Consider the following 25930-nt stretch of genomic DNA (forward strand, 5'->3'; position numbering starts at 1 on the left):
CGCCGGCACGCCGGACGATTATAGAAAGCTCGGCGATCTGCTCGACCGCATCGGGCTGGAGCGGACTGCGGTTTCGGCCATGGGCGATCCGGCGATGAATTTGATCGCGGCCGACGCGGCAACCCGCAAGGCCGGTGTCGACTACATGAAATGGGCGATCGACTGCGCGCAGGCGCTTGGCGCCAGCACGCTGAGCGGCCCTCTGCATTCGACGCTCGGGTCCTTTTCCGGCTCTGGGCCGACGGCCGCGGAGAAGAAGCGCTCCGTCGGCTCGCAGCGCGCCATCGGCGACCATGCCGGCAACAAGGGCGTCACCATCGGGCTCGAGGCGCTGAACCGCTTCGAATGCTACCTGCTCAACACGATGGCGGACCTGTCGGAGCATATCGACGCCATCGACCGGCCGCACATCAAGGCGATGTACGACACCTTCCACGCCAATATCGAGGAGGCCGACCCGATCGGCGCCTACACGAAACACCGCAGGAATGTCGTGCATATCCATATCTCGGAGAACGATCGCGGCGTGCCGGGGCGCGGCAACATTCCGTGGACCGAAACGTTTTCCGCCATCCGCAAGAGCGGCTATGACGATTGGCTGACGATCGAGGCGTTCGGCCGCTCACTCAAGGATTTGGCGGCGGCGACCAAGGTGTGGCGGGATTTCTCAGAGACGCCGGACGCGGTCTATCGGGAGGGGTATAAGCATATCAAGAGCGGGTGGAAGAAGGCGGCTTAGGCGCCCTGGCCCATTTTCTATTTGCGTTTGCGGCGGTTGCCAGGTGGTTCCCCCACTCCGTCTCGGCTTCGCCGAGCCACCTCTCCCCCCTCCGGAGGGAGAGGAAGGAAGCCTCGGCCTGGGAAGACACTCGGCCTAAGAGGACAGGCGTCGGCTCGGACAGCCTGGCGCTTTCCTCTACCCCGTCGATCGGGGGAGAGGTGTCGAGCGAAGCTCGACGGAGTGGGGGTCGATCCTTTGGCGCTGGTCGAGACGACTTGCGCGTCTACATCACAAGCCTACCCCTGCTCAGCCTGGATCCTGTTGTAGTCGTGGATGGTCCGGCTCAGCCGGCGGCGCAGGAAGTTGGAGATGTTGTCGAAGATGAAGACGACGGCCAGGATCAGCAGCACCATGTAGAAGACGTTGGCCCAGTTGGAGTTGGTGCGCATCGCTTCCCACAGCTTCAGGCCGATGCCGCCGGCGCCGACAGCGCCGATGATGGTGGCGCCGCGGGTGTTGGATTCCCACTGATAGAGCGTCTGGCTGATGAACACCGGCACCACTTCCGGCAGCACGCCGTAGCGCTGCACCAGGAGGCCGTTGGCTCCGGTCGAGGTAATCCCCTCGCGCGGCTTGTCGTCGATGTTCTCCAGCGCCTCGGAATAGGTTTTGCCGAGCGTGCCGACCTCTGTGAAGAAGATCGCCGCACTGCCAGCCAGCGGTCCCGGCCCGAAGGCGCGGGTGAAGAACAGCGCCCAGATCAGCATGTCGATGGAGCGCATGAAATCGAAGAAGCGCTTGAGCACCTGGTTGACCAGCCGGCTGGGCGTGATGTTGCGGGCGGCGAAGAAGGCCAGCGGGAAGGCGACGATGCCGCCCAGCATGGTGCCGAGAAAGGCCATGACGATGGTCTGCAGGAGCTTCGTCCAGACATCGCCATGCTGCCACTGGGCGTTGTTCCAGATGTTGTCGCCGGCCAGCGCCAGATTTGACGTGCCCGGTTTCAGTTCCGGCCCGGAGACGATCAGCGAAGCGACTTCGCTTGCCGACTTGCCGAAGAAAGGCGAACGCGTGTCGAAGACGAAGTTTGCCCAGCCTAGAAACCGCTTGCGTATCCTGACGCGGTCAACGGCGACGCGGGCCTCGCCGGCAAAGCCCATGTCGGCGACGACCTCATCCTCATGCGCGGTGATCCAGCCGGGAACCGGTCCCGAGATCAGCGGCTTGCCGGTGCCGAGTGCGACCGCAACGGTCTCACCGTTGGCAATTATCGTCGCTTGCGTCTTGGTGAAGGTAATCGACTTGGCGGTGCCGTCGATCAGGATCGTCACCGAACCATCGGCATTGGTCTTGACCCAGTCCGGATCCGGGTTCGGGCCGAGCACCGAGAAGCGTGGATATTTGGCAGTGATCTGCGGTTCATCGAGGCGGAAGATCGGCTGTACGTCGTAGCTGATCCATTGGGTCAGGAACAGCGGCAGGCGCTCCCAGTGCGATTCTCGCATGACCTGCGGCAGGTTGAAGAACCACAAGGCGTACAGCAGGTAGAGAAAGATGCCGCCAAGCAGCATCAGCGGCCCGAAGCGCTTGTGGAACGGCCGCTGGAACACCTGCGGGAAGCGCTCTTCGATCGACTGGATCTGATCGGCGGTCATGGTGGCCATGGTCAAGCGCTCATCACGAAAGCCTGCTCGCCGACCAGCTTGCGGCGCAGCCAGGCGGAGAACTGGTCGACGATGAAGATCGTCGTGAACAGGAGCAGCACGAGGGCTATCGTCTTGGCGCCGAAGCCGCGCGAGATCGACAGCTTCAACTCCTCGCCGATACCGCCGCCGCCGACAGCGCCCATGATGGTGGAAATGCGGACATTTATCTCAACACGCAGCAGCGTGTAGGACATGAAGTTGGGCAGCACCTGCGGCAGGCCGGCGAAGCGCACCCGCTCGAACCAGTTGGCGCCGACGGCCCTCAGGCCTTCCTCGGCGCGCATGTCGATGTTCTCGTTGATCTCGTAGAACAGCTTGCCCAGCGCGCCGATCGAATGCAGGCCGATGGCGATGATGGCGGCGATCGGGCCGATCGAGACGATGGCGGCGAACAGGCCGGCGATGACGATCTCGGGAAAGGCGCGCAGCAGTTCCATGAGGCGCTTGACGATCAGCCGCAGCACCGGATGCGGCGTCAAATTGCGCGCCGCGATGAAGGAGAACGGCACGGCGAAGACGAAGCCGATGAAGGTCGAGACCAGGGCCACGTTGAGCGTGGTCAGCATCAGCTCGAAATATTCGGGGATGTAGAAGCTGCCCCAGACATAGGAGCGGCCAAGCGGAAAATTGAATTCCTGGGTGCCGGTGTCATGCGGAGAAGCGATGTCGAACATCGCCCGCCAGACATCGTTCCAATCCTTGGGGACGAGCCAGCTCAGGAAATCCAGCAAATGCGGCAACCGGTCGAAGAAATGCCCGGCATTGGCCTCGTCGGCGAACCACATGGCGCTGCCGAGCGCGGTGATGAGCAGGCCGACACCGATGGCGGTGTAGAGCCGGCGCAAGGACGTCTGGCGACGCCAGGCGTCGGCCATCTGATGAGTGGCGCCGGAAGGGGCTGTCACGGAAAGGGTCATGATCGGACATGCAAGAAGGGCGGCGTTTTCTCGACGCCGCCCTTCCTGATTTCGCCGTTAGCCGCCGATGGCTGCCTTACGGGCTTCGACGATGACGTTGTAGAAGTCCGCCTTAACCGGGACGTAGCCGGTAAAGTCGCCGCCCTCGACGCCTTCGAAGCAAGCCTTGTCCTTCTTCGGCAACTGCGTGAAGAAGTCGGCGAGCTTGGCGGTCATTTCACTGCCGAGCGCGGTGCGCACGACCAGCGGGCCGTTCGGGATCAGACCCGAGCGCCAGACCTCGACGAAGTCGTTGGGGTCGACGGCGCCCTTGGCGACTTCCTTGTGAAAGGTGCCCGAGGTGTAGCCGTCCTTGAAGTCGCCGATGCCGGAAGAATCGTCCACCGCCACGTCGACCTTGCCGTCACGCACGGCCAGAACGTTGTTCTCGTGGCCGCCGTTGAACTGGGTCGAGGCGAAGAATTTTTCGTTCGAAGCGCCGGTATCCTTCGGGATCTGGGTCAGCGGGATCAGGTAGCCGGAGGTCGAATCCGGATCGGCGTAGCCGAGCTTCTTACCCTTGGCCGACTTGATGTCGGTAATGCCGGAGGATTTCAGCGCCAGGCCGATCGAATAATAGCCGGTGGCGCCGTCGGTCTGCTGGGTGGTGAGGATCGGGGTGACCGCCTTCGGGTCCTTGAGAGCGACGCTGGCGTAGCCGGAAGCGCCGAGTTCGGCGAAGTCGAGCGTGCCGCCGAGCAGGCCCTGGATGACGCCGTCATAGTCGGCGGCGGGGAACAGCGAGACCTTTTCGAAGCCGAATTCGGCCTTCAGATGGTCGGCGAGGCACTGGTAGTTGCGCAGCCGGTCGGATTCGTTTTCGCCGCCGAGAATGCCGACGCGAAATTCCTTCATGTCGGCGGCATGGGCCATGCTGGTCGCCATGGCGAGCACCGAAACGGCGCCAAAGACCATCTTCCTGAACATTGGATATTTCTCCTGTAGGTTCCGGCCCCGCGCCGGCAGCGTTATCGATTTTGACAGGTGCCCTTGACGTGGGCTGGCGATCCCAACCGCTCTCAATATCCCGGGAATGCGGGCTCGAGCGGTCCGGCGGATGCGGCGATCTTTCGGCTGAAGGCAACGCTGGTCGAGGTGATGGCCTCGGAGATTTCCTGGCCATTGCTGTCGGCGCCGTAGACGAGGCGCACCGCCTCGCGGTTGAGCTCTTCCGGCGGGCCGTCGAAGACGACCTTGCCGGCAGCCATGCCGATGATGCGGTTGCAGTAGGTCCGGGCGGTGTCCAGCGTGTGCAGATTGGTGACGACGGTGATGCCTTCGCGCAAATTGATGTCCTGCAGCGAATCCATCACCACCTTGGCGTTGAGCGGGTCGAGCGAGGCGATCGGCTCGTCGGCGAGGATCACTCTGGGCTGCTGCATCATGGCGCGAGCGATGGCGACGCGCTGCTGCTGGCCGCCCGACAAGGTGCCGGCGGGCTGCAGGGCGGTGCGGGCGATGTCGAGCCGCTCGAGTGCCGCGACCGCCTCGGCGCATTCGGCGCGGGAGAACATGCCGAACAGGTTGGTGATGGTCGAGCGGTGGTTCAGCTTGCCGAGCAGCACATTGGTCAGCACGTCGAGGCGCGGCACCAGGTTGAACTGCTGGAAGATCATGGCGCAGTCACGCTGCCAGCGCCGCAGCGGCGAACCGCTCAGTTTCGAGACCTCGGCGCCGTCAAAAAAAATCGACCCCTGGCTGGGATCGATGAGACGGTTGATCATGCGAAGAAGGGTCGATTTTCCGGCGCCCGAACGGCCGATGACGCCAACCATCTGACCCTGCGGGATCGCGATGTTGATGTCGCTGACGGCAGTGTTCTTGCCAAATCGTCGGGTGACACCGCGGATTTCGAGCGTGGCGGAATTTGCTGGCATGGCGGCAGGTTCCAGTCCGGACCATTGATCGTCAGGCATTCGCCTAGCGCAGCCACATGAACCTGCCGTGTCGCGTTGATGTCAGTTTTGTTACGCTCCACAGGCCGGAGTCTGCGGCCGGCCCAGGATCAGCAGTCGAAGGTGATGTGGAATGCAGGCCTGGCGAGCTGGCGCCGGTGGCCAGACGGCACCACTTGATGCGCATATACTCGCCCGTCGCGCGCCGGCGATGGCGAGGCCGTCCTTCAGGCGTTCCAGACAAGGGCCGTCATGGCGTCGATGCCGGTGTCGAGAGGCACGTCATGCGGATAGCAGGGGCGGGGGCGGTTTGCCCCCGCTGCCCAGCGTCAGTGACAGCCCGTTCCTGGCGTCGCTATCCGCCATATTTCTCCAAGAACGCCTCGGCCTCGAGCTCCCGGAAGTCATCCAACGCGGCCCGCAGCCTTGCATGGTCCCAGTCCCACCAGGCCAGCGCCTGGTAGCGTTCGGCCGTGCGGCGATCGAAGCGCTCGCGGATCGGCTTTGCCGGCACGCCGGCGACGATCCTATAGGGCGCTACATCTTTCGAGACGACAGCGCCGGCGCCGACCGCGGCGCCATCGCCGATGGTGACGCCGGGCAGGATGGTCGAGCCGTGACCGAGCCAGGTGTCGTGGCCGATGGTGACCCGCTTGGCGCGGCGCTGGGCGAAGAATTCGCTCTCGTGCTCGGCATCGTCCCAGTAATCGGAGGCGCGATAGGTGAAATGGTGCAGCGTCGGCCGCCAGGTCGGGTGGTTGGTGGCGTTGATGCGCACGCTGGCCGCGATGTTGGCGAACTTGCCGATCGTCGCGCACCAGACGGCGCAGTCCTGCATCATGTAGGAATAGTCGCCGAGTTCGCTTTCCGAGACCCGGCTGCGGTCGGCGATCTCGGTCCAACGGCCGAGCGTCGAGTTCTGCACCTCCGCCGTCGGATGGATCAACGGCGTCTCGGATAATTTCCTGGTCATGCGGCGATTTTTCCGGGCGCGAAAGCGGTGACGTCGATGATGCGGTCGGCAACCGCCTCGCGCACGTCGTGGTCGTGGAAGATGCCGAGCAGGGCGACATCAGCCGCCTTCTTGGCGGCGATGAGTTCGATCACGACATCGCGGTTCCTGGCATCGAGCGAGGCTGTCGGCTCGTCGAGCAGCAGGATCGGATGCTCGGTGATGAAGCCGCGCGCGATGTTAACGCGCTGCTGCTCGCCGCCGGAGAAGGTCGCAGGCGGCAAGGCCCAGAGTTTCTCCGGCAGGTTGAGCTGCGCCAGCAAGGCGCGCGCCTTGCCGCGGGCAATCTCGCGATCCTCGCCGCGCTCGACCAGCGGTTCGGCGACGACGTCGAGCGCCGAGACGCGCGGCACGGTGCGCAGGAACTGGCTGACATAGCCGATCGTTTGCCGGCGTATGGCCAGCACGGTGCGCGGGCTGGCGGTGGCGAGGTCGATCAGCCCATCACCATGCGTGACGATGATCTGGCCTTCGTCGACGGCGTAGTTGCCGTAGAGCATCTTCAGGATCGAGCTCTTGCCGGCACCGGAAGGACCGCCGAGCACGGTGCATTCGCCAGCCCTGATCGAGAACGAGACACCGGCGACAACAGGCAGTTTGATGCCGTCGCGCAGGTGCATGGTGAAACTCTTGGCGACATCGGAGACAACGAGGGGGGTTGCCATCAGAAGGGCCTCCAATTGTCGTTCGTTTGCGGGCCAACGCCCGCCTCTGCCTTGCCAGGCATCTCCCCCTCAAGGGGGGAGATCGGCAGCTTTCTCGTTGCGCTTGTTCTGCAACATTGGAGAGTGGCGAAACCGAGGACGATAGCCAATCTCCCCCCTTGAGGGGGAGATGGCCGGCAGGCCAGAGGGGGGTGCCTTGGCGCCATCGTCAAACCTGCAAAATCGAGGAAACAAGCAATTGCGTGTAGGGCGCGCGGGGATCGTCGAGCACGCGGTCGGTGAGGCCGCTTTCGACGACGCGGCCGTCCTTCATCACCATCATGCGCTGCGACAAGAGCCGCGCCACGGCAAGGTCGTGGGTGACGACGATGGCCGCCAGACCGAGATCGGTGACCAGACCACGCAGCAGGTCGAGCAGGCGGGCTTGCACCGAGACATCGAGGCCGCCTGTTGGCTCATCCATGAACACCAGCCGCGGCCCGGTGACGAGGTTGCGGGCAATCTGCAGGCGCTGGCGCATGCCGCCGGAAAAGGCCCGGGGCTCGTCGTCGATGCGGTCCTCGTCGATCTCGACACGCGACAGCCAGTCGACGGCGGTGGCGCGGATCCTGCCGTAGTGACGGTCGCCGACCGCCATCAGCCGCTCACCGACATTGGCGCCCGCCGACACCGTCATGCGCAGACCGTCGGCGGGGTTCTGATGGACAAATCCCCAGTCGGTGCGCATCAGGAAGCGGCGCTCGGCCTCGCTCATGCGGTAGAGCTCGCGGAACTGGCCGTCGCGCATGCGGTAGCTGGCGGAGCCGGAGCTCGGCAGCAGCCGCGTTGACAGGCAGTTGAGCAGCGTCGTCTTGCCGGAGCCGGATTCGCCGACGACAGCCAGGACTTCGCCCGGCCACAGGTCGAAGGAGACGTTGTCGCAGCCGACGCGCGAACCGTAGAATTTAGAAAGTGCTGCGACACGCAGCAGCGGTTCGTCGGTCATTGCGCCGGCTCCCTTGTTCCCGAGGCAAGATGGTTTTCCGGGGCAAGATGGCCGCGATAGCCGTCCGCTCGCCGCTTCTCGCAATGGTCCGTGTCGGAGCAGACGAACATGTGGCCGCCATGGTCGTCGAGGATGACTTCGTCGAGATAGACGTTCTCGGCCGCGCACAGCGCGCAGGGCTGGTCGAAGGTCTGGACCTCGAACGGATGATCCTCGAAGTCGAGGCTGACCACTTCGGTGAAAGGCGGCACCGCGTAGATGCGCTTTTCGCGGCCGGCGCCAAACAGCTGCAGGGCCGGCGAGCGGTGCATCTTGGGATTGTCGAATTTCGGCGTCGGCGAGGGGTCCATCACATAGCGGCCCTCGACCTTGACCGGATAGGCATAGGTGGTGGCGATGCGGCCGTGCTTGGCGATGTCCTCGTAGAGCTTGACGTGCATGAGGCCATATTCCTCCAGCGCGTGCATTTTGCGCGTTTCGGTCTCGCGCGGCTCGAGGAAGCGCAGGGGTTCGGGGATCGGCACCTGGTAGACCAGCACCTGGGCCGCCGTCAGCGGATGCTCGGGAATGCGGTGACGGGTCTGGATGATGGTGGCGCTGGCAGTGTCGGTCGTCACCGCGACATTGGCGACTTTCTTGAAGAAGGCGCGGATCGACACCGCATTGGTGGTGTCGTCGGCGCCCTGGTCGATGACCTTCAGCACATCGTCCGGGCCGATGATCGAAGCGGTGACCTGGACACCGCCGGTGCCCCAGCCGTAGGGCATCGGCATTTCGCGCGAAGCGAACGGCACCTGGTAGCCGGGAATGGCGATGCCCTTGAGGATCGCCCGGCGGATCATCCTTTTGGTCTGCTCGTCGAGATAGGCGAAGTTGTAGGTGGCGATGTCGGTCATGGCGATCACATCCACATTGTGCTATCGAATTGGCGTCCAGGACGCGGATACAGGGGCGAATTCAGATAAACTCGACCGGATGGATGCATCTCGGAATTCTGTTGGTGGTGTTCGCCGGCGTCGTTCTCTTCTTCCTTCGGCGCATGATTTTGCCCGGCCCCAAAGAAGGCTCTCAAGGTGAGTCCGTGGGCGTCGGGAATGGTGATTACTCCGGGTATGACGGCTATGGCGGTCATTCCCACGATGGTGGCGGCCATGGTGGCGTCGGGCACTAAATTCATTCCGCAGCCTCCAATCCCCTGGCATAGCGCGCCAGCCGCTCATTGAGCGTGCCGGTGTGCAGTTCGAACATGTGGTTGTCTTCGTCGTAGAAATAGATCGAGCGGCCTTCACCCTCGACGCGCGGGCGCGGCGGGCGCATGTCGAGGCCGAGCCTGCCGATGCGCTCGGCATAGCGGTCGAAATCGGCGTCATCGATCTTGAAGGCGATGTGGTTGTAGCTGCGCTCCGGCAAGGGTTCGCCCTCCATGATGGCGACCCAGATGTCACCGATCAGGAAGAATTTTTCGCGCGACAGCGAGAACTGCCTGGCGTCGCTGGCATAGACTTCGCGCGCGTCGAATACGCCCTCGAGGATTTCGGTCATCCGCTCGAGATCGCGGACGATGAAGGTCATGTGGGAAAGGCCCTCGATCATTCCGCGGCCTCCCGCTTCTCTTCGACCTTCACGGGGTTTTCGCGCGCGTCATATTCGGTGCGCATGCGGCGTACGAGATCGAGTTCTGCCTGGAAGTCGACATAGTGCGGCAGCTTCAGATGCTCGACGAAGCCGGTCGCCTGGACATTGTCGGAGTGCGAGATGACGAACTCCTCGTCCTGGGCCGCGGCGACGACATCCTCGCCGAGCTCTTTCGCGCGCAGCGCCCGGTCGCAGAGTGCCACGGCCATCGCCTTGCGTTCGCTCTGGCCGAAGACCAGGCCGTAGCCGCGGGTGAATTGCGGCGGCGCCTTGGCCGAGCCTTTGAACTGGTTGACCATCTGGCATTCGGTGACGCGGACAGTGCCGAGCGGCACCGCGAAGGGCAGTTCGGGCACGTCGAGCTCCAACTCGACTTCGCCGATGCGGATCTCGCCGACGAAGGGGTGGTTGCGGGCATAGCCGCGCTGGGTGGAATAGCCGAGCGCCAGCAGGAACCCTTCATCGCCGCGTGACAGCGCCTGCAGGCGGATGTCGCGCGCCATCGGGAATTCGAGCGGCTCGCGGGTGATGTCGCCGGGGACATGGTCCTGCGGCATGTCGCCATCCGGTTCGATCAAGCCTTCGCGGGCGAGGATCGCCGAGACGCGCGGCATGGCTTGCGCTTCCGTGTCGCGCAGCAAGGGCTCGGCGACATCGGCGCCGGCGGCAAGCTCGGGATCGAGCAGCCGGTGGGTGTAGTCGAAGGTCGGTCCGAGCAACTGGCCGCCGGGCAGGTCCTTGTAGGTCGCCGAGACGCGCCGCTCGACCAGCATGTTGGCGGTGTCGATGGGCCTGGAGTAGCCGAAGCGCGGCAGCGTGGTGCGGTAGGCGCGCACCAGGAAGATCGCCTCGATCATGTCGCCGCGCGCCTGGACGATGGCGAGCGCGGCCAGTTCACGATCATAGAGCGAGCCTTCGCTCATCACCCGGTCGACGCCGAGCGCCAGCTGCTCGACGATCTGGTCGAGACGAAGGGCGGGCACCGAACGGTCGCCACGCCGGCGGTCGGCCAGCAGGCTGTGGGCGTTGGCGATTGCCGCTTCGCCACCTTTTACCGCGACATACATCTTACGCCTCCATCGTCTTGATGCGCGTCGTGCGCGGTAGGCAGGCGATGCCGCCTGATGTGGCGAGGATGATGTCGACGCCGCGCGGAAAGCGCTTGATATTCTGCTTCCACTGCTCGACGAAATGGCGTGGCATCTGCGCCGGCGCGATCGTGGCGCTGGTTTCGATGCCGGGACCTTCGAGCAATAGCGGCGTGCCGGAGACCAGATCGCTGACCTGCAGGATCAGCGTGGTCGAGCGGTCGGGATAATCCTGCGTGCCCTGCGAAAAGCCATCGAGCGCCATCATCTCGGCAGGTGCTGCGATCAAGGCGAAATGCGCATCGGCCGGTGTGTTGGCCAATGGCGCGCCGGTATGGAACCCAAGCCACGATCTGATCGCGGTGGAGGCCTGCAAAGCCGGGTCGAGCCAGAGCGGCGTGTCATTGTCGCACAGCGCCAGTGCGATGGCGCCGGCGGTAGCCGAGAGCGGCACCGGCGGGCGGGCGAAGGCCGGCAGCGGTTGCACGCTGCCCGGCCGAGCCATTGCGTCCATCACGGCGCGGAACACGGTCTGGGCGTTGAAGACCGGATCGGCGAACCCGCCCTCGATCGATTGCGCTGCAATGTCCATCAGTCTTCTCCGCGAACCATGGTGAAGAAATCGACCTTCGTTGCCGCCGTCTCGGCGCGGCGTTTTTCGTGCGCCAAGGTCAGAGCCGACCGCAGAGGCGCTATCAGTCCGGTCTCGACCTCATTGCGGCGGGCAGGGTCCTGCCATAGGGCGTCGGCGATAGCCGCCAGCTTCGCCTTCTGCTTGTCGCGGCCAAGCGCATAGCAATGGCCGACCTGTCCGGTGGGTAGCCTGACCGTGGCGCGGGTGACGGTCGCCTCGCCGACATTGAAAGGGGCGCCGCCGCCGCCGATGCGGCCGCGCAGGGTGACAAGGCCGGTTTCGGGGCCGCGCAACAGCTCGGCGTCCGAAGGCAGTCCGGCCTCATTCCAGAGCCGTACGATGTCATCGCCGCTGGATTGCGTAAGGGTTGCCATGGCGGCTTTGCGCTCGGCCTGGTCGCGGGCTTCCTGTCCTCGCATCAGCAGCATTCCTCTTTGTTAATTTGTCTATTGATGTAGACAACTATACAAATTATATCTATTATCTAACGCGTGTCCATGACGGGTGGATGACAGCGATAGAAGACTGGGCGCTGGAAGGTTGGGGCAATGATGGTCGGGCGGCTGTTAGCGGACAGCATCGAGCGGCGCAGTGGCGTTTCGCTGTGGCGGCAGATCGCCGACAAGATCCTGCATGCGATCGCCATCGGCGATTTCACGGAGAATGCAGCGCTGCCGCCGGAGGTGGCGCTGGCAGAACGCTATGGCGTCAACCGTCACACGGTGCGCAACGCCATATCAGCCCTTGTAAGGGAAGGCGTGCTGCGGGCCGAGCAGGGGCGCGGCACCTTCGTACTGTCGCGCAAGCGGCTGTCCTATCCGATCGGGGCGCGCACACGTTTTTCGACAGGGCTGCAAGGGCAAACGACGGAACGGCACATCGTCCTGCTCGCCTCGTCGGTCGAGCCGGCCAGCCAGCGCGTCGGCGAGGGACTGGGTCTTCCCAAGGGAGCCGATGTGATCCGGTTGGAAACGCGCGGCGAAGCCGACGGACGGCCGGTGTCGCGCGCTGCCGGCTGGTTCGAGGCCCGGCGCTTTGCCGGCATCGATGCCGCGATGGCGGAAACAGGCTCGATCACCGCATCGCTGGCGCGGTTCGGCATAGACGACTATCTCAGGCAATCGACCGTGCTGTCGGCGCGCCATGCCGATGCGGCGGACCTTGCCGACCTCGACCTGCAGCCGGGCGCCATCGTGCTGGTCACGGTTGCCGTCAACGTCACGCCGGACGGCCAGCCGATCCAGTTTTCCGAGTCGCGCTTTCCGGCCGAACGGGTGGAGCTGAAGCTGTCGGCGCTGTAGGGAGTGCCCGGCCCAGCTCGGCCGCATTCACTTGCCAGCGGCGGCGCATTTGAGGACCGGCTTCGCCGCCTGCCATGTTATAACCCCACCTCGATCACAGCCTTGATCAGGCCGGATTTCTCATGCGCCCAACGAGCCAGATCGCGCGGCGTGGCGGCGAGTGTGGTGCGGTGTGTGACGAGCTTGGCCAGTGGTACGGCCCCGTTGCGGATCGAGGCGGCGACATGGTCGAAGTCGGCGCGCAGCGCGTTGCGGCTGCCGATCAGCGTCATCTCGCGCTTGTGGAATTCCGGATCGGAAAAGCTGATGTCGTCCTTGACGACGGAGACCAGCACCAGCGTTCCGCCATGCGCGACATGGGCGAAGGCCGACTGCACCGACTGGGTGTTGCCGGTGGCGTCGAAGACCACATCGAAGCCTTCGCCTGATGTCGCTTCCCTGATCAGATCGGGCACCGCGCCGCGCGAGCCGTCTAGGGTCTGGAAACCAAGCTCGTTTCCAGCGAAGGCGAGCCTTTCACTGCTCATGTCGAGCAGCGTCACGTCGAGCCCGGCGATGCGGGCGAAGATGGCGGTGCCGAGCCCGATCGGGCCGGCGCCGATGACCAGCGTGTGGGCGCCGGGGTCGGCGCGGGCGCGCCGCACGGCATGCGCGCCGATGGCCAGGAACTCGACGGCAGCGGCGTCGGCCAGCGAAAGGCCGTTGGCCGGATAGAGATTTTGCGCCGGCACCAGGATGCGTTCGCACATGGCGCCGTCGCGATGCACGCCAAGCACCTCGATCCTGACACAGCAATTGGGCTTGCCGTGCCGGCAGGCGATGCACTTGCCGCAGGAAAGATAGGGGTTGACGACGACGGGCTCACCAATGGCCAGTTCGACGCCTTCGCCGGTCTCCATCACGGTACCCGAGACCTCATGACCCATGATGCGGGGATAGGCGAGGAACGGGTGCTTGCCCTCGAAAATGTGGTAGTCGGTGCCGCAGATGCCGACATGGCTGACCGCCACCAGCGCCCAGCCGGGAGGCGGTGTCTCGGGTGCGGGCCGGTCTTCAAGGACAAGATCGCCGGGCGAACGGCAGAGGACGGCTTTCATGCGCTAATCCAGTCATGAAATCGCCGGCCCGTTGGTGTGGCGGACCGGCGGTTGATTGCGGGGTCGCTACTTGCCGCGGCGGCGCAGGCCGTCGAAGTAGACGATGATGATGATCAGCGCGCCGGTGATGATGCGCTGCCAGAACGAATTGACGTTGAGCAGGTTGGCGCCGTTGTTGATGGTGGCCAGGATGAAGGCGCCGAGCAGCGGCCCATGCACCGAGCCGACAGCGCCGAACAGCGAGGTGCCGCCGATGACCGACGACGCGATCGCCTGCAGTTCCCAGCCCTCGGCCTGCGTCGGGTTGCCGATGCCGATGCGGGCGGCCAGCAGCACGCCGACGAAGGCGGCGCACAGGCCCGACAGCGTGTAGGCCATGTAGATGGTGCGCTGGACATTGACGCCGGACAGGCGCGAGGCCTCGGCGTTGGAGCCGACCGAAAACAGGTATCTGCCCCAGCGGCTGTGGTGCAGGAAGATATAGGCCGGAATGCCGACCAGGATCACCATCCAGAACAGGTTGGGGATGCCGATGAAGGAATTGCGCGAGAAGGCGGTGAAGGTGTCGCTGTTGATGTTGATCGAATTGCCGTTGGTCATCAAAAGGCCGATGCCGCGCAGCGAGGTCAACGTCGCCAGCGTGATGATGAAGGGCGGCAGGCCCATCTTGACGATACCGAAGCCGTGGAACATGCCGATGGCGACACCGACCAGCAGCGTCACCAGAATGGCGAGCCAGATGGGGAAGCCGGCATTGATCATCATGGCCACGACCACGGTGGCGAAGCCGACCACGGCGCCGACCGACAGATCGATGCCGCCGGTGATGATGACGAAGGTCTGGCCGACCGCCATGATGGCGATCATCGAGCCCTGGCGCAGGAGATTGGCTATGTTGTTGGCCGAGGCAAAGCTTGTCGTCGTCACGGAGAGGAGGATCCAGAGCAGAACCAGCAGCGCCAATAGCGTCAGCCCGAACAGGACATTATAGTTGCGCTTCGGTTTTTCGACGGCGATCGCCTCGGTGCTCATATCTGTCCTCCCAGCTTTTCTTGTTTCTCGGCGAGCGCCTGAGTGAGAATATCCTCGTGGCTGGCGGCGTGAAAACCGTGCGTCGCCACCAGTTTGCCGCGCCGGAACACATGCAGCGTATCGGCGAGTTCATAGACTTCCGGCAGATAGGACGAGATCAGGATGATGCCGGCGCCCTTTGACAAAAGCGCGCCGAACAGGCGGTAGATCTCGGCCTTGGTGCCGACATCGACGCCGACGGTCGGTTCGTCGAAGATGAACAGCTTGGCGCCGTGCGCCAGCCATTTGCCGATGACGATCTTCTGCTGGTTGCCGCCCGACAGGCTGGATGCCAGCGCGCCACGTGTCGGTGTCTTGATGCGCAGATCGGCGATCTGGCGATCGGCCTGCGTCTTCTCCTGCGTGCTCGAAATCAGCAGATTGTTCGAGATGCGCTTGTAGATCGGCAGGTTGAGGTTGAAGCCGACCGGCAGGTTGAGGCAGAGGCCCTGGTCGCGGCGGCTCTCCGGCGCCAGCGCCATGCCGAGCTTGATCGCGTCATGTTCGGAATTGACCTGTACCTCCTTGCCTTCCCAGAGGATCTGGCCGGCGGATTTGCGGTGGCGGCCGTAGAGCGTGGTGACGAACTCGCTGCGTCCGGCGCCGATCAGCCCATAGAGTCCGACGATCTCGCCGGCGCGGACCGTCATCGAGACATTTTCGAAGCCCTTGCCGGACAGGTTTTTCGCCTCGATGATGGCGGCGCCCGGCGTGAAATGCTCCTTGTGATAGACCTGCTCGATCGAGCGGTTGATCATCATCTTGACCAGTTCGGCATCGTTGGTCTCTGCGATGTTGCGGGTGCCGACCAGCGTGCCGTCGCGCAGCACGGATACCCGGTCGGCGAGTTCGAACACTTCCTCCATGCGGTGGCTGATGTAGATGATCGTCACGCCTTCGCCCTTCAGACGGCGGATCAGCGTGAAGAGCTGGTCGGCCTCCTTGCGGGTGAGGTAGGCGGTCGGCTCGTCGAAGATCAGGAATTTGGTGCCGCGCACGGTGGCGCGGGCGGCGGCTATCAGCTGCTGCTGGCCGATGGTCAGGTCGCCGAGCGTGACATGCGCCGGCAGGTCGAAGCCGAGGTCGTCGATGATCGTCTGCGCCTGCCTGACCATGGCGCGCTGCTGCAGGATGCCGAAGCGCGAATTCTCCTCGCCGAGGAACATGTTGGCGGCGACCGTCAGGTGACGGCACAGCACGACTTCCTGGTGCACGGCATTGATGCCGAGCGCCATCGCCTCGTGCGGCGTCGCCAGGGCGGCCGGCTGGCCCTCCCAGACAATCTCTCCGGAGGTGCGCGGCATGACGCCGGTCAGAAGCTTGATGAGCGTGGATTTGCCGGCGCCGTTTTCGCCGACGATGGCGTGGATCTCACCGGACTTGAAGGCGAGGTCGACCGGTTTCAGCGCGTGGGTGCCGGGATAGCGCTTCTCCAGCCCACGCAATTCGAGGATAGTCCGCCCCTGTTCCAGAACGGGTGCGGGATGCAGTTCCTGCGCCGTCGAAATCATGACAATCCTCCCAGATTGGCCTCCCTGATTGGCTTCCCAGGCTGGCCTCACGATTGGCACGCGGCGAGGCAGGGATATGCCTCGAAAACAGCCTGGCTCAGGCGTGCGGATTGCCAAGCCGTTCGTGCGGCAGTTTGTGTCTCCGGGGCGAGGTGCCCCGGAGACGATTGCGGATGCGACGGCTCAGAGCTTCGGATTGAGCAGCGCGTCGATCTTGGGGTCTTTCATGTTGTCCTTGGTCACCAGATTGGCGCCGGTGTCGACATTGGCTTCGACCTTTTCGCCCTTGGAGGCGGCGAGCGCGGTCTTGATGCCGTCATAGCCCGTCCGGTACGGATCCTGGACGACGAGGGCGGAAATGACGCCGTCGTTGAGGAACTTGATCAGCTTCTCGTCGCTGTCGAAACCGACCAGCGCCAGCTTGCCGCCTAGGTTGTTTTCCGCGACGGCCTGGCCGACGCCCTGCGCCATGATCAGGTTGGAAGCGAAGATGCCTTTGAGGTTCGGGTTGGCGGTGATCAGGTCGGTGGCGATGTTGAGGCCGGTGGTGGCCTGGCCGTCGGCATATTTGTCGGCAACCAGCTTGAGGCCCGGATATTTGGCGGCCAGCTGTTCGGTGAAGCCCTGCTTGCGCTGTTCGAGCGAGCCGGCGCCCGGTGCGTTGGTGATCAGGGCGACGTCGCCCTCGATCTTGCCGCCGTTGGCGGCGCCGATGGCGGCGGCGAGGCCGTCGGCAGCGACGCGGCCGCCCTGCACATTGTCAGTGGTCAGGAACGAGGTGAAGGCCTTGGAGTCGGCACCGGAGTCGATGCCGATGACCTTCACCTTGGCAGCGGCTTCATCGATCGGCTTGCCGAGCGCCTTGAACTCGGTCGGCGCAATGACGATGGCCGCCGGGTTGCTGGCAACGGCGTTCTCGAGGATCGAGACCTGGCCGTTGACGTCGGTTTCAGCCTGGGCGCCGAGTTCCGGCACGTTGACGCCGAGATCCTTGCCGGCCTTGCGGGCGCCGGCCAGAACGATCTGCCAGTAGAAGGACGTGGTGTCCTTGACGATGATCGGAATGGTGACGTCCGCCGCCGAAACCGGCGCCGAATGCATGACGCCGGCGAGCATTGAAGCTGCTGCCAGCGTCATGACGGCGCGGCGGTTGAGAATGCTGGTCACGAATTTCATGAGGTTTCCTCCCTAAGTCGCCCGGTGAACGATACGGAAGCTCCGTCCGGATAGGCGCGGTCCCAAACAGAACTTTATCAATAAAAAACAGTTGCCCTGTTTTGATAGTGCATCGAACAGATCGATGCAAGCGGTGTTTGACCAGTCGTTGCGAGGTCTGGCAGAGGCAGATCCCCCGCCCTGTTCTCCCATTGGCGCCGTCACGCTTCCGTTCCGTTCTGGGAACGTATGGAATATTAATTCCACCAATTCGTCAATATGGAATATCCATTCCTCCATGTGCCGCAAGAACATGAAGTTTCACGCCAGCTCCTGCACCAGCGTGTAGGGACGATATTTGGCGTATTCCGTTTCCGGTACGTCGATGTCGAGCAGCTCGAGGTTGCGCGTCAGATTTGCCAGCTTGGCGGTGCCGGTCAGTACGGTGGCGACGGCAGCTTCATGCAAGGGGAATTGGAACGCTGCGGCGGCGAGCGGATAGCCACCCTCGGCGGCGATCCTCTCCATTGCGCCGACGCGGTCGAGCACGTCATGGCTGGCGGGGCGGTAGTCGAAATGTGCGCCTTGCACCGGGCCGGTCGCCAGGATGCCGGAGTTGAACACGCCGCCAATGACCAAGGAGGTCTGCTGTGCCCCGCATAGCGGCAGCAACTCCGCTTCGGCACTGCGGTCGAGCAGGGAATAGCGGCTGGCAAGCAGGATGCAGTCGAGCGGCGCCCGGCGCATGACGTCCAGGCAGATCTGCACCTCGTTGACGCCAAGCCCATAGGCGGAAATGACGCCAGTCCGTTTCAGCTCTTCGAGTGCCTTGAGGCCGCCATCCATCAGGTCGCGAAAATGCAGCTTGGTCTTCTCGATACCATGGGTGTAGGCGCCGATGTCGTGGACAAACAGGATGTCTATCCTGTTTAGGCCAAGCCGCGCATAGCTGAACTCGACCGACCGCATAATGCCGTCATAGGAATAGTCGTAGTCGAGCGCGAAGGGCAGCGGATCGACATAGGAGTGATCGGGAACCTGATCGTCCGGCACCGGGCGAAACAGCCGGCCGACCTTGGTCGACAGCACATAGGAATCGCGCGGCTTGTAACGCAGGAAGTCGCCGAAGCGGCGCTCCGACAGTCCGAAACCGTAGAAGGGTGCGGTGTCGAAATAGCGCAGGCCGGCATCCCAGGCGCCCTGCAGCGTCTCCATCGCCGCTTCGCGCGAACAGGCGCGGTAAAGGCCGCCAAGTGCGGCGCCGCCGAAGCTCACTTCGGTGACCTCCAGAGCTGTCCGACCGATACGGCGTTTTTCCATGCAAAACCTCCCCGTTGCCCGCCGCTGACCGGCGCGCAGTCTACTTTATATCAGTAAAATCTAAAGTGTTGCGCCCAGATGCCAGGGCACGAACTCGTTGTCGCCGTAGCCGAAGTCCTCGCTCTTGGTCTTGCGGCCGGAAGCCGTTTCGACGATCAGTTCGAAAATCTCGCGGCCCATGCCGGCGATGGTCTTTTCACCCGAGGCGATGACGCCGCAATTGACGTCCATGTCCTCTTCCATCTGGTGGTACATGGTCGAGTTGGTGGCGACCTTGATCGACGGCGTCGGACGGCAGCCGAAGCAGGAGCCGCGGCCGGTGGTGAAGACGATGACGTTGGCGCCGCCCGCCACCTGGCCGGTCGCCGAAACCGGGTCGTAGCCAGGCGTATCCATGAACACGAGGCCACTGCCGGTGACTTTTTCGGCGTAGCCGAAGACGCCGTTGAGCGGCGTCTGGCCGCCCTTGGCGACCGCACCGAGGGACTTCTCCAGGATGGTGGTGAGGCCGCCGCGCTTGTTGCCGGGCGAGGGATTGTTGTCGATCGAGGCGCCATGCTTGGCGACGTGGTCCTCCCACCACTTCACGAAGCCGTCGAGCTTCTGCGCGATCTCCGGCGTTGCCGCGCGGTAGGCAAGCAGATGCTCGGCGCCGTAGATTTCCGTGGTCTCGGAGAGAATGCCGATACCGCCGACGCCGGCCAGGATGTCGACAGCCGCGCCCAGCGCCGGATTGGCCGTGATGCCCGACATGCCGTCGGAGCCGCCGCATTGCAGGCCGACGACGATCTCGCTGACCGGGATCGGCTCACGCTTCAACTGGCCGACTTCCTCGGCGATCTCGGCCAGCACGCCCATCGCTTTTTCCACCGATTTGCGCGACCCGCCGGCGTCCTGGATGTTGAAATGGCGCTTGCCGGCAGCGACGCCCTTCTGGCCGTAGAGGGTGAGCTGGTTGACCTCGCAGCCGAGGCCGACCATCAGCACGCCGCCGAAATTCGGGTGGCGGGCATAGCCGGCAAGCGTGCGGTGCAGCACCATCATGCCGTCGCCGGTGCCGCTCATGCCGCAGCCCTGGCCGTGCACGATCGGCACGAAGCCGTCGATGCCGGGGTATTTCGGCAACAGCGTGCGGTTGGCGGTATCGGCGATGGAATGGCAGACGGTGGCCGAGCAATTGACGCTGGCGACGATGCCGATGAAGTTGCGCGTGCCGGCGCGGCCATCGGCGCGGCGATAGCCCATGAAGGTGCGGGCGCGGTCGGCCTCCGTCGCGTGCTCGGCCTCGCTCGGCGGCACGACCGGCAAGCGGCCGGATTCGAAAACCAGATTGTGCGAATGCACGTGCTCGCCGGCTGCGATGTCCTGTGTCGCGCGACCGATCGCCTGGGCGTATTTCACGACGGCCTCTCCGGCGGCGATCGGCTTGATCGCCACCTTGTGGCCGGGCTCGATCAGCGCACTGGCGACGGCACCGCCCGGCAGCGCGGTGCCGATCTCGATGCGGCCGTTCGCGACGGCGACATTGTCGGCGGGGGACAGAAGAATGCAGTTGGAGGCGTTCACGGGCGGTTTCCTGGGTGATCCTGGGTTGCGCGGGGCGGATTGACACGCGCCTGTTTAGAGATATTGTCTTTTATCGTGAAAAAACAGTTTTGCGTCAATTGTTTTTTCGTGGGGAGTTCCGCATGTCTCCGGGTTGTTCCGGGAAGCAATTTCGCTTCTCAGAGCCATGCGAACGTCATATTGCGCTTCAAACCGTCCGCTGCAAGCGACGGCGTGCAACGGGTCAGGGATGTCGAAGAGCAACAACGTCTACAAGGATGCCTACAACCGCTGCCTGCGGCTGCTCGACGAAACGCGCAGCCTGCCTTCGGAGCCGGAACTGGGCACCTTGCTTGGCGTCAGCCGGACCACGGTGCGCACCATTCTCGCGCGCATGGAAGAGACCGGGCTGATCGCCTGGAACAAGCGCGCCAAGACGGTGCTGCGCGAACCGCTTCCCGATGATTTCTTCCCCGAGGAAGAGACAGACACGCTGGCCGAGATCATCGAACGGTCGTTCATGCGTCGGCTGCTCGCCGGCGGCGCCGAAGCCGGCATGCAGATCAACGAACTCGAACTGGCGCGCGAGATCGGCGTTGGCACCACCAGCGTGCGCGAGTTCCTGATCCGCTTCTCCCGCTTCGGCCTGATCGAGAAACGTCGCAACAGTCATTGGGTGCTGAAGGGCTTTACGCGCGCCTTCGCGCTGGAGCTGACCGAAATCCGCGAGATGTTCGAACTGCGCTCGGCGGCCGCCTTTGCCGCTTTACCGCAGGACAGCGCAGTCTGGACCGATCTCGACCGCCTGGAAGACGAGCATCGCCAGCTGGCAAACGACATTGCCGCCCGCTTCACCGAGTTCTCCGAACTCGACGAGCGCTTCCACCGGCTGATCCACCGGGCATCGCGCAATCGCTTCATCGTCGATTTCTACGATGTCATCGCCATGATCTTCCACTACCATTACCAGTGGAACAAGGCGCAGGAACGCGAGCGCAACGAAGTCGCGATCGGTGAGCATCTGGTCTACATAGAAGCGCTGAAATCACGCGATCTCGGCAAGGTCGACGCCGCTTGCCGCAAGCATTTGAAGTCGGCGCGCCAGACATTGCTGACCTCGATCCCGGAGAGCCGGTCGCTGCAAAAACACTGAGCCGCATCGCGGCTCGGAGCCTTGTTTCATGCATGTCGTTGTCCCAAAACCGCTATACACTTCTGGGCGACATGCCTTGGGCCTGCCGCGTTGCCGCCGCGGCGATTTGGCGATTTTCCACCCGCCGGCCCCGTGCTAGATATGGTTGGTTGCTGCGAAGAGGCAGGGCTTTGGGCGTATCGAGGAGACGATGGAGCATGCCGGTCGCGCTTGTCGCGGCCTATCTGCTGTTGCTCCAGTCGACGCTTGGTGCATTCGCCTTCGGCGCCGGTCCCAATGCATCGCAACTCGACGCTTTCGGCAACGTCATCTGTACCCATGAAGGCGCAACCCAGCTTCCGGGCGGCAACCAGCCGCCGTCCCATCTGCCGGCATGCTGCGTGCTCGGCTGCAGCATGGTTTCGGCGGCCTTTGCGCCGCCGCCCAATGCCGGTCTGGCGCCGGGCAGCCTTTCCTTTGAAACGGTCGCCTTTGTCTTCCCGGCGGCCATCCATCTCGACTTTGCGCGTGAGCGCTCGCCGTCGAACCCGCGCGCGCCGCCGCTGACGGCCTGAGCCTGTTTGCCCGGCGGAACCTTTCGTGGGCGTACCCATCCAAAGATCTAACTGCTCGCGACCGGCAACGGCGCGACCTTCACTTCATGGAGCAACCATGTCCTATTTTTTCCCTGACGCCGCGCGTCCTGAGCCGGGCAGCATTCTACGCGGCATCGAAGAGCGTGTCGGCATTGCCGTGCTGGCTCTTGCGCTGCTGTTCACAGGCGCCCAGTCCGTCCTCGCGCATGAGTTCAAGGTTGGCGATCTTGAGATCGGCCACCCCTGGTCGCGCGCCACGCCGGCCGGCGCCAAAGTGGCCGGCGGTTATTTCACCATCACCAACAAGGGCAGTGCGCCGGACCGGCTGGTGTCGATTTCCTCCGATGTCTCCGAAAAGGCCGAGCTGCATGAGATGGGCGTCAAGGACGGCGTCATGACCATGCGGCCGGTTGCCGGCGGCCTGGAAATTCCGGCGGGCGGCAAGGTAGCCCTTGCACCTGGCGGCTATCATTTGATGTTCATGGGCCTGAAGCGGCAACCCAAACAGGGCGAAAAGTTCTCCGCCACCCTGACCTTCGAAAAGGCCGGCGCCGTCAGCGTCGATTTCGCCGTCGAAGGCATGGGCGGCGGCGCCGTGGACGATCACGCCAATTGACCGCGCCAGCTCGACAAATCTTGAAAATCCGAGGGACCATCATGAACAAATATCTTTTGTCGGCCGGCGCACTTCTCGCGCTCGGAACCAGCGCCGCCTTCGCGCATATCACGTTCGAAACCCAGGAGGCGGCGGTCGGCTCGACCTACAAGGCCGTTTTGCGCGTGCCGCATGGCTGCGACGGCAAGGCGACGACCGCCGTGCGCGTGCAAATTCCGGAAGGGGTGATCGCGATCAAGCCGATGCCGAAGCCCGGCTGGACGCTGCAGACCAAGAAGGGCAAGTACGAGAAATCCTACCAGCTCTACGGTCAGGCGGTGACCGATGGGGTCAAGGAGGTCGACTGGAGCGGCGGCAACCTGCCCGATGAATTCTATGACGAGTTCGTTTTCCGCGCGACGCTGACGGCGGATCTCCCCGTCGGCCAAAAACTCTATTTCCCGGTCGTGCAGGAATGCGACGGTGCAGCCGATCGCTGGATCGAGATTCCAGCGGCAGGGCAGGATGAAGACGCACTGGAAAGCCCGGCACCCGGCATCAAGCTGCTGCCGAAGAAATGATCTCCCAGGCGGCGCGCTCTTTCGAGTGCGCCGCTCTTTTTCGTGGCGGTGACATGAGCACGACCTCCCTCCTGCAAACGGCTTGCATGACCGGCAAACGCACCGGCCGGCTTGCCGTCGGCCTGTTGGCTGTGATCGTGTTTCTTGCCAGCCTTGCCGTGTCAGATCAGGCCTTTGCCCATGCCGCGCTGATCAAGACCGACCCGGCCGACGGCGCGGTGCTGGCACAGGGACCGGCGCAGTTCTCGCTGACCTTCAGCGAGCCGGTCTCGCCTCTGGTGCTGACGCTGGTGAAGCCCGACGGCAAGCCGGTTCCACTGACCGCCTTTCGTCTCAGCGACCAGACCGTCGAGATCGACAATCCGCAGCCGCTCAAGTCGGGCACGCATGTCTTGAGCTGGCGCGTCATCTCCGCAGACGGTCATCCCGTCGGCGGATCGCTGCTGTTTTCCATCGGCGCGCCCAGCGAACCGCCGGCCGTATCCGAAGCCATCGACTGGCCGTTGCGGTCGGCTATCTGGGCGAGCAAAATCTTTCTCTACGTCGGCCTCTTCCTCGGCGTTGGCGGCGCCTTCGCGCTTGCCTGGTTGGCCGGAAGTGCCCGTGCCGGGCAGCGCTTCGTTGCAGCTGCAATCCTGAGCGGGCTGGTCGCGTCGTCCCTGTCGCTCGGATTGCAGGGGCTTGATGCACTCGGGGCGCCGCTCTCCCATCTGGCACAATCGGTCATCTGGCGGACCGGGCTCGGCACCAGCTTCGGCTGGACGGTGCTGGTCGCGCTGATCGCGCTGGGGCTTGGCCTGCTGTCGCTGGCCGGTCCCCGTGCCACCGCCAAGCCATTGGCGCTGGCCGGCCTGGCCGGGGTGGGGATTGCGCTTGCCGCCAGCGGCCATGCCAGTGCCGCCGAACCGCAATGGCTGACGCGGCCGATGGTGTTCCTGCATGGCGTCTGCATCGCGTCGTGGGTCGGCGCATTGGTCCCACTCGGGCTGGCGCTCAAGGGGCAATCGGCGGAGGCCACGCCATTCCTGCGGCGATTTTCTTGGGGGATCCTGCCCGTGGTGGCCGTGCTTGCCGCTGCCGGCACCGTGCTTGCCGTCATCCAGGTGCAAACGCCCGCGGCATTGGTCGACACCGCCTATGGAAGGCTGCTGCTGATCAAGCTCGGGCTGCTGGTCTTTCTGTTCACGCTCGCTGCCGTCAACCGCTGGAAACTCACGGCATCGGCCGAGGCGGGATCGACGGAAGTTCAACGCAGGCTGGTCCGCTCGATCGGCGTCGAGATGTTGATCGTGTTGGCGATTTTCGGCGTTGCCGCGGGCTGGCGCTTCACACCGCCGCCACGAGCCCTGGCGATCGCGGCAGCGCAACCGGTGTCGGTCCATATCCACGCGCTGCAAGCGATGGCCGATCTCAACTTCACTCCCGGCCATGCCGGCCCGGTCGTTGCCTCGATGGTCATCATGAGCGGCGATTTCGGCCCGCTCGACGCCAAGGAGGTAACGCTTGTGCTGTCAAAGCCCGATTCCGGCATCGAACCCTTGAAGCGCACGGCGACCAAGCCCGGCGACGGCAGCTGGCGCGTCGACAACCTCGTCATTCCGGTGCCCGGTCGGTGGACGGTGCGCATCGACATACTGGTCTCGGATTTTCAGATGGTGAAGATCGAGGCGCCCGTCGACATCAGGCCGTAGGCGGGACTGCCAGGTACCTCTAGACGGGCACGACCGACAATCCGGGCAACACAATTCGGCGAGGCGGTTGACGCAGGCGTCAAGGCCCGTCAATCATCGCCCGCAAAATCGCGGTCTCAACAAACGATCCGAGAGCAGGGAAGAAACGATGGAAAAAGCCGAAATCGGCCTGATCGGCCTTGGCACGATGGGCTCCAACCTGGCGCTCAACATCGCCGAGCACGGGCACCGCATCGCTGTCTTCAACCGCACCAGGGCGCGCACCGATGCCTTTGTCGAGAATGCCGGCGCACTCAGGGACATGGTCGTGCCCTGCTACAGCCTTGAAGAGCTCGCCGCCGCGATCCGGCCGCCGCGCCCGATCATCATCATGGTGCTGGCCGGCAAGCCGGTCGACGAACAGATCGCGGCACTGCGTGGCGTGCTGTCGGCCAACGACATCGTCATCGATGCCGGCAACGCCAATTTCCGCGACACGATGCGGCGCTTCTCCGAGCTTTCCGGTTCGGGTCTCACCTTCATCGGCATGGGCGTGTCCGGCGGCGAGGAGGGGGCACGCCACGGGCCGTCGATCATGGTCGGCGGCACGGAGGACTCATGGAAGCGCGTCGAGAAGGTGCTGACGGCGATCTCCGCCAAATTCAAGGACGAACCCTGCGCGGCATGGCTCGGCACCGACGGCGCCGGACATTTCGTCAAGACCATCCACAACGGCATCGAATATGCCGACATGCAGATGATCGCGGAGATCTACGGCATCCTGCGCGACGGCCTGGGCATGGGTCCGAAAGAGATCGGCACGGTGTTTGCCGACTGGAACAAGGGCCGGCTCAACTCCTACCTGATCGAGATCACCGCCAAGGTGCTGGCGGCCGACGATCCGAAGACCGGCAAACCGGTGGTCGACATCATCCTCGACCGCGCCGGCCAGAAGGGCACCGGCAAATGGTCGGTCATCGAGGCGCAGCAGCTCGGCATCCCGGCCACCGCGATCGAGGCGGCGGTGGCCGGGATGCCGAGCTGCTGCGCCTCGATGAC

At 64.0% G+C, this 25930-nt stretch carries 27 protein-coding genes; 8 read left to right on the plus strand and 19 right to left on the minus strand.

From position 1 onward, the window contains the following. Nucleotides 1–739 (plus strand): sugar phosphate isomerase/epimerase family protein (locus tag EN990_RS27935; RefSeq protein WP_164766166.1); only part of this gene is annotated, 739 nt, incomplete at its 5' end. Between the two features lie 278 nt (nucleotides 740–1017). Here EN990_RS27935 and phnE (EN990_RS27940) read toward each other — a convergent pair. The 13 genes from phnE (EN990_RS27940) to phnG form a co-directional block, all read right to left on the minus strand. Further along, on the minus strand, nucleotides 1018–2385 hold the full coding sequence (gene phnE, locus EN990_RS27940; RefSeq protein WP_027161290.1) for a phosphonate ABC transporter, permease protein PhnE: 1368 nt from the start codon (nucleotides 2383–2385) through the stop codon (nucleotides 1018–1020). 2 nt (nucleotides 2386–2387) lie between these two features. Then, complete coding sequence (phnE, locus tag EN990_RS27945) at nucleotides 2388–3344, minus strand: phosphonate ABC transporter, permease protein PhnE (protein WP_127368395.1); 957 nt, start codon at nucleotides 3342–3344, stop codon at nucleotides 2388–2390. 57 nt (nucleotides 3345–3401) lie between these two features. Beyond that, complete coding sequence (gene phnD, locus EN990_RS27950) at nucleotides 3402–4310, minus strand: phosphonate ABC transporter substrate-binding protein (RefSeq protein WP_127368394.1); 909 nt, start codon at nucleotides 4308–4310, stop codon at nucleotides 3402–3404. Nucleotides 4311–4402: 92 nt separating this feature from the next. Next, entirely contained in the window at nucleotides 4403–5260 is an 858-nt protein-coding gene (phnC, locus tag EN990_RS27955; RefSeq protein WP_027161293.1) for a phosphonate ABC transporter ATP-binding protein, read from the minus strand. A 373-nt stretch (nucleotides 5261–5633) separates the two neighbouring features. Further along, the gene (locus EN990_RS27960; protein WP_127368393.1) at nucleotides 5634–6251 is read right to left on the minus strand and encodes a DapH/DapD/GlmU-related protein; all 618 of its coding nucleotides are present in this window, start codon (nucleotides 6249–6251) and stop codon (nucleotides 5634–5636) included. Continuing rightward, entirely contained in the window at nucleotides 6248–6955 is a 708-nt protein-coding gene (gene phnL / locus EN990_RS27965; protein ID WP_064995543.1) for a phosphonate C-P lyase system protein PhnL, read from the minus strand. The genes EN990_RS27960 and phnL overlap by 4 nt, the downstream gene beginning before the upstream one ends. 208 nt (nucleotides 6956–7163) lie before the next feature. Beyond that, the gene (gene phnK / locus EN990_RS27975; RefSeq protein ID WP_063173111.1) at nucleotides 7164–7940 is read right to left on the minus strand and encodes a phosphonate C-P lyase system protein PhnK; all 777 of its coding nucleotides are present in this window, start codon (nucleotides 7938–7940) and stop codon (nucleotides 7164–7166) included. Next, nucleotides 7937–8836 (minus strand): alpha-D-ribose 1-methylphosphonate 5-phosphate C-P-lyase PhnJ, encoded by a 900-nt coding sequence (locus EN990_RS27980; protein WP_063170339.1) that lies wholly within the window; start codon nucleotides 8834–8836, stop codon nucleotides 7937–7939. The genes phnK and EN990_RS27980 overlap by 4 nt, the downstream gene beginning before the upstream one ends. A gap of 5 nt (nucleotides 8837–8841) precedes the next feature. Continuing rightward, complete coding sequence (locus EN990_RS27985; RefSeq protein ID WP_127368877.1) at nucleotides 8842–9117, minus strand: hypothetical protein; 276 nt, start codon at nucleotides 9115–9117, stop codon at nucleotides 8842–8844. Further along, a complete protein-coding gene (gene fosX / locus EN990_RS27990) occupies nucleotides 9114–9533 on the minus strand; it encodes a FosX/FosE/FosI family fosfomycin resistance hydrolase (RefSeq protein WP_127368878.1) in 420 nt (139 codons plus the stop codon). Before fosX ends, EN990_RS27985 begins: the two co-directional genes overlap by 4 nt. Continuing rightward, a complete protein-coding gene (locus EN990_RS27995; RefSeq protein ID WP_127368879.1) occupies nucleotides 9530–10642 on the minus strand; it encodes a carbon-phosphorus lyase complex subunit PhnI in 1113 nt (370 codons plus the stop codon). The genes fosX and EN990_RS27995 overlap by 4 nt, the downstream gene beginning before the upstream one ends. Before the next feature lies 1 nt (nucleotide 10643). Further along, nucleotides 10644–11255 (minus strand): phosphonate C-P lyase system protein PhnH, encoded by a 612-nt coding sequence (gene phnH, locus EN990_RS28000; protein ID WP_127368880.1) that lies wholly within the window; start codon nucleotides 11253–11255, stop codon nucleotides 10644–10646. Beyond that, the gene (gene phnG / locus EN990_RS28005; protein ID WP_063170338.1) at nucleotides 11255–11716 is read right to left on the minus strand and encodes a phosphonate C-P lyase system protein PhnG; all 462 of its coding nucleotides are present in this window, start codon (nucleotides 11714–11716) and stop codon (nucleotides 11255–11257) included. The genes phnH and phnG overlap by 1 nt, the downstream gene beginning before the upstream one ends. Nucleotides 11717–11848: 132 nt before the next feature. Here phnG and phnF point away from each other — a divergent pair, with 132 nt between their 5' ends. Beyond that, nucleotides 11849–12598, plus strand: a complete 750-nt coding sequence (phnF, locus tag EN990_RS28010) for a phosphonate metabolism transcriptional regulator PhnF (RefSeq protein ID WP_164754006.1) — start codon at nucleotides 11849–11851, stop codon at nucleotides 12596–12598. Between the two features lie 77 nt (nucleotides 12599–12675). Here phnF and EN990_RS28015 read toward each other — a convergent pair whose 3' ends face one another. The 6 genes from EN990_RS28015 to EN990_RS28040 form a co-directional block, all read right to left on the minus strand. Continuing rightward, a complete protein-coding gene (locus EN990_RS28015; protein WP_127368882.1) occupies nucleotides 12676–13695 on the minus strand; it encodes a zinc-binding alcohol dehydrogenase family protein in 1020 nt (339 codons plus the stop codon). Between the two features lie 66 nt (nucleotides 13696–13761). Further along, nucleotides 13762–14727, minus strand: coding sequence for an ABC transporter permease (locus EN990_RS28020; protein ID WP_013529527.1), 966 nt, complete (start codon nucleotides 14725–14727; stop codon nucleotides 13762–13764). Further along, nucleotides 14724–16277 (minus strand): sugar ABC transporter ATP-binding protein, encoded by a 1554-nt coding sequence (locus tag EN990_RS28025; RefSeq protein ID WP_064995547.1) that lies wholly within the window; start codon nucleotides 16275–16277, stop codon nucleotides 14724–14726. The genes EN990_RS28020 and EN990_RS28025 overlap by 4 nt, the downstream gene beginning before the upstream one ends. Before the next feature lie 183 nt (nucleotides 16278–16460). Then, complete coding sequence (locus EN990_RS28030; RefSeq protein ID WP_127388446.1) at nucleotides 16461–17453, minus strand: ABC transporter substrate-binding protein; 993 nt, start codon at nucleotides 17451–17453, stop codon at nucleotides 16461–16463. Nucleotides 17454–17753: 300 nt separating this feature from the next. Next, a complete protein-coding gene (locus EN990_RS28035; protein WP_127384613.1) occupies nucleotides 17754–18752 on the minus strand; it encodes an aldo/keto reductase in 999 nt (332 codons plus the stop codon). Nucleotides 18753–18812: 60 nt separating this feature from the next. Beyond that, complete coding sequence (locus tag EN990_RS28040) at nucleotides 18813–20318, minus strand: altronate dehydratase family protein (protein ID WP_013529531.1); 1506 nt, start codon at nucleotides 20316–20318, stop codon at nucleotides 18813–18815. A 229-nt stretch (nucleotides 20319–20547) separates the two neighbouring features. Between EN990_RS28040 and EN990_RS28045 the strand changes: the two genes are divergently transcribed. The 6 genes from EN990_RS28045 to gndA all read left to right on the plus strand — a co-directional run. After that, nucleotides 20548–21450 carry a GntR family transcriptional regulator gene (locus EN990_RS28045; RefSeq protein WP_013529532.1) on the plus strand — a complete coding sequence of 301 codons (903 nt, stop codon included), beginning with the start codon at nucleotides 20548–20550 and terminating at the stop codon, nucleotides 21448–21450. Between the two features lie 197 nt (nucleotides 21451–21647). Next, on the plus strand, nucleotides 21648–22004 hold the full coding sequence (locus tag EN990_RS28050; protein WP_063169028.1) for a DUF2946 family protein: 357 nt from the start codon (nucleotides 21648–21650) through the stop codon (nucleotides 22002–22004). A gap of 97 nt (nucleotides 22005–22101) precedes the next feature. Next, nucleotides 22102–22641, plus strand: coding sequence for a copper chaperone PCu(A)C (locus tag EN990_RS28055; RefSeq protein ID WP_063169027.1), 540 nt, complete (start codon nucleotides 22102–22104; stop codon nucleotides 22639–22641). Between the two features lie 41 nt (nucleotides 22642–22682). Beyond that, nucleotides 22683–23201 (plus strand): YcnI family protein, encoded by a 519-nt coding sequence (locus EN990_RS28060; protein WP_013529535.1) that lies wholly within the window; start codon nucleotides 22683–22685, stop codon nucleotides 23199–23201. Between the two features lie 53 nt (nucleotides 23202–23254). Then, entirely contained in the window at nucleotides 23255–24892 is a 1638-nt protein-coding gene (locus EN990_RS28065) for a copper resistance CopC/CopD family protein (RefSeq protein ID WP_127384614.1), read from the plus strand. A gap of 148 nt (nucleotides 24893–25040) precedes the next feature. Further along, nucleotides 25041–25930: NADP-dependent phosphogluconate dehydrogenase (gene gndA, locus EN990_RS28070; protein WP_127388447.1), on the plus strand; the 890-nt coding region annotated here is incomplete at its 3' end.

The organism is Mesorhizobium sp. M7A.F.Ca.US.005.03.1.1, assembly GCF_003997975.1.
In the GTDB taxonomy this organism is placed as follows: Bacteria; Pseudomonadota; Alphaproteobacteria; order Rhizobiales; family Rhizobiaceae; genus Mesorhizobium; species Mesorhizobium ciceri.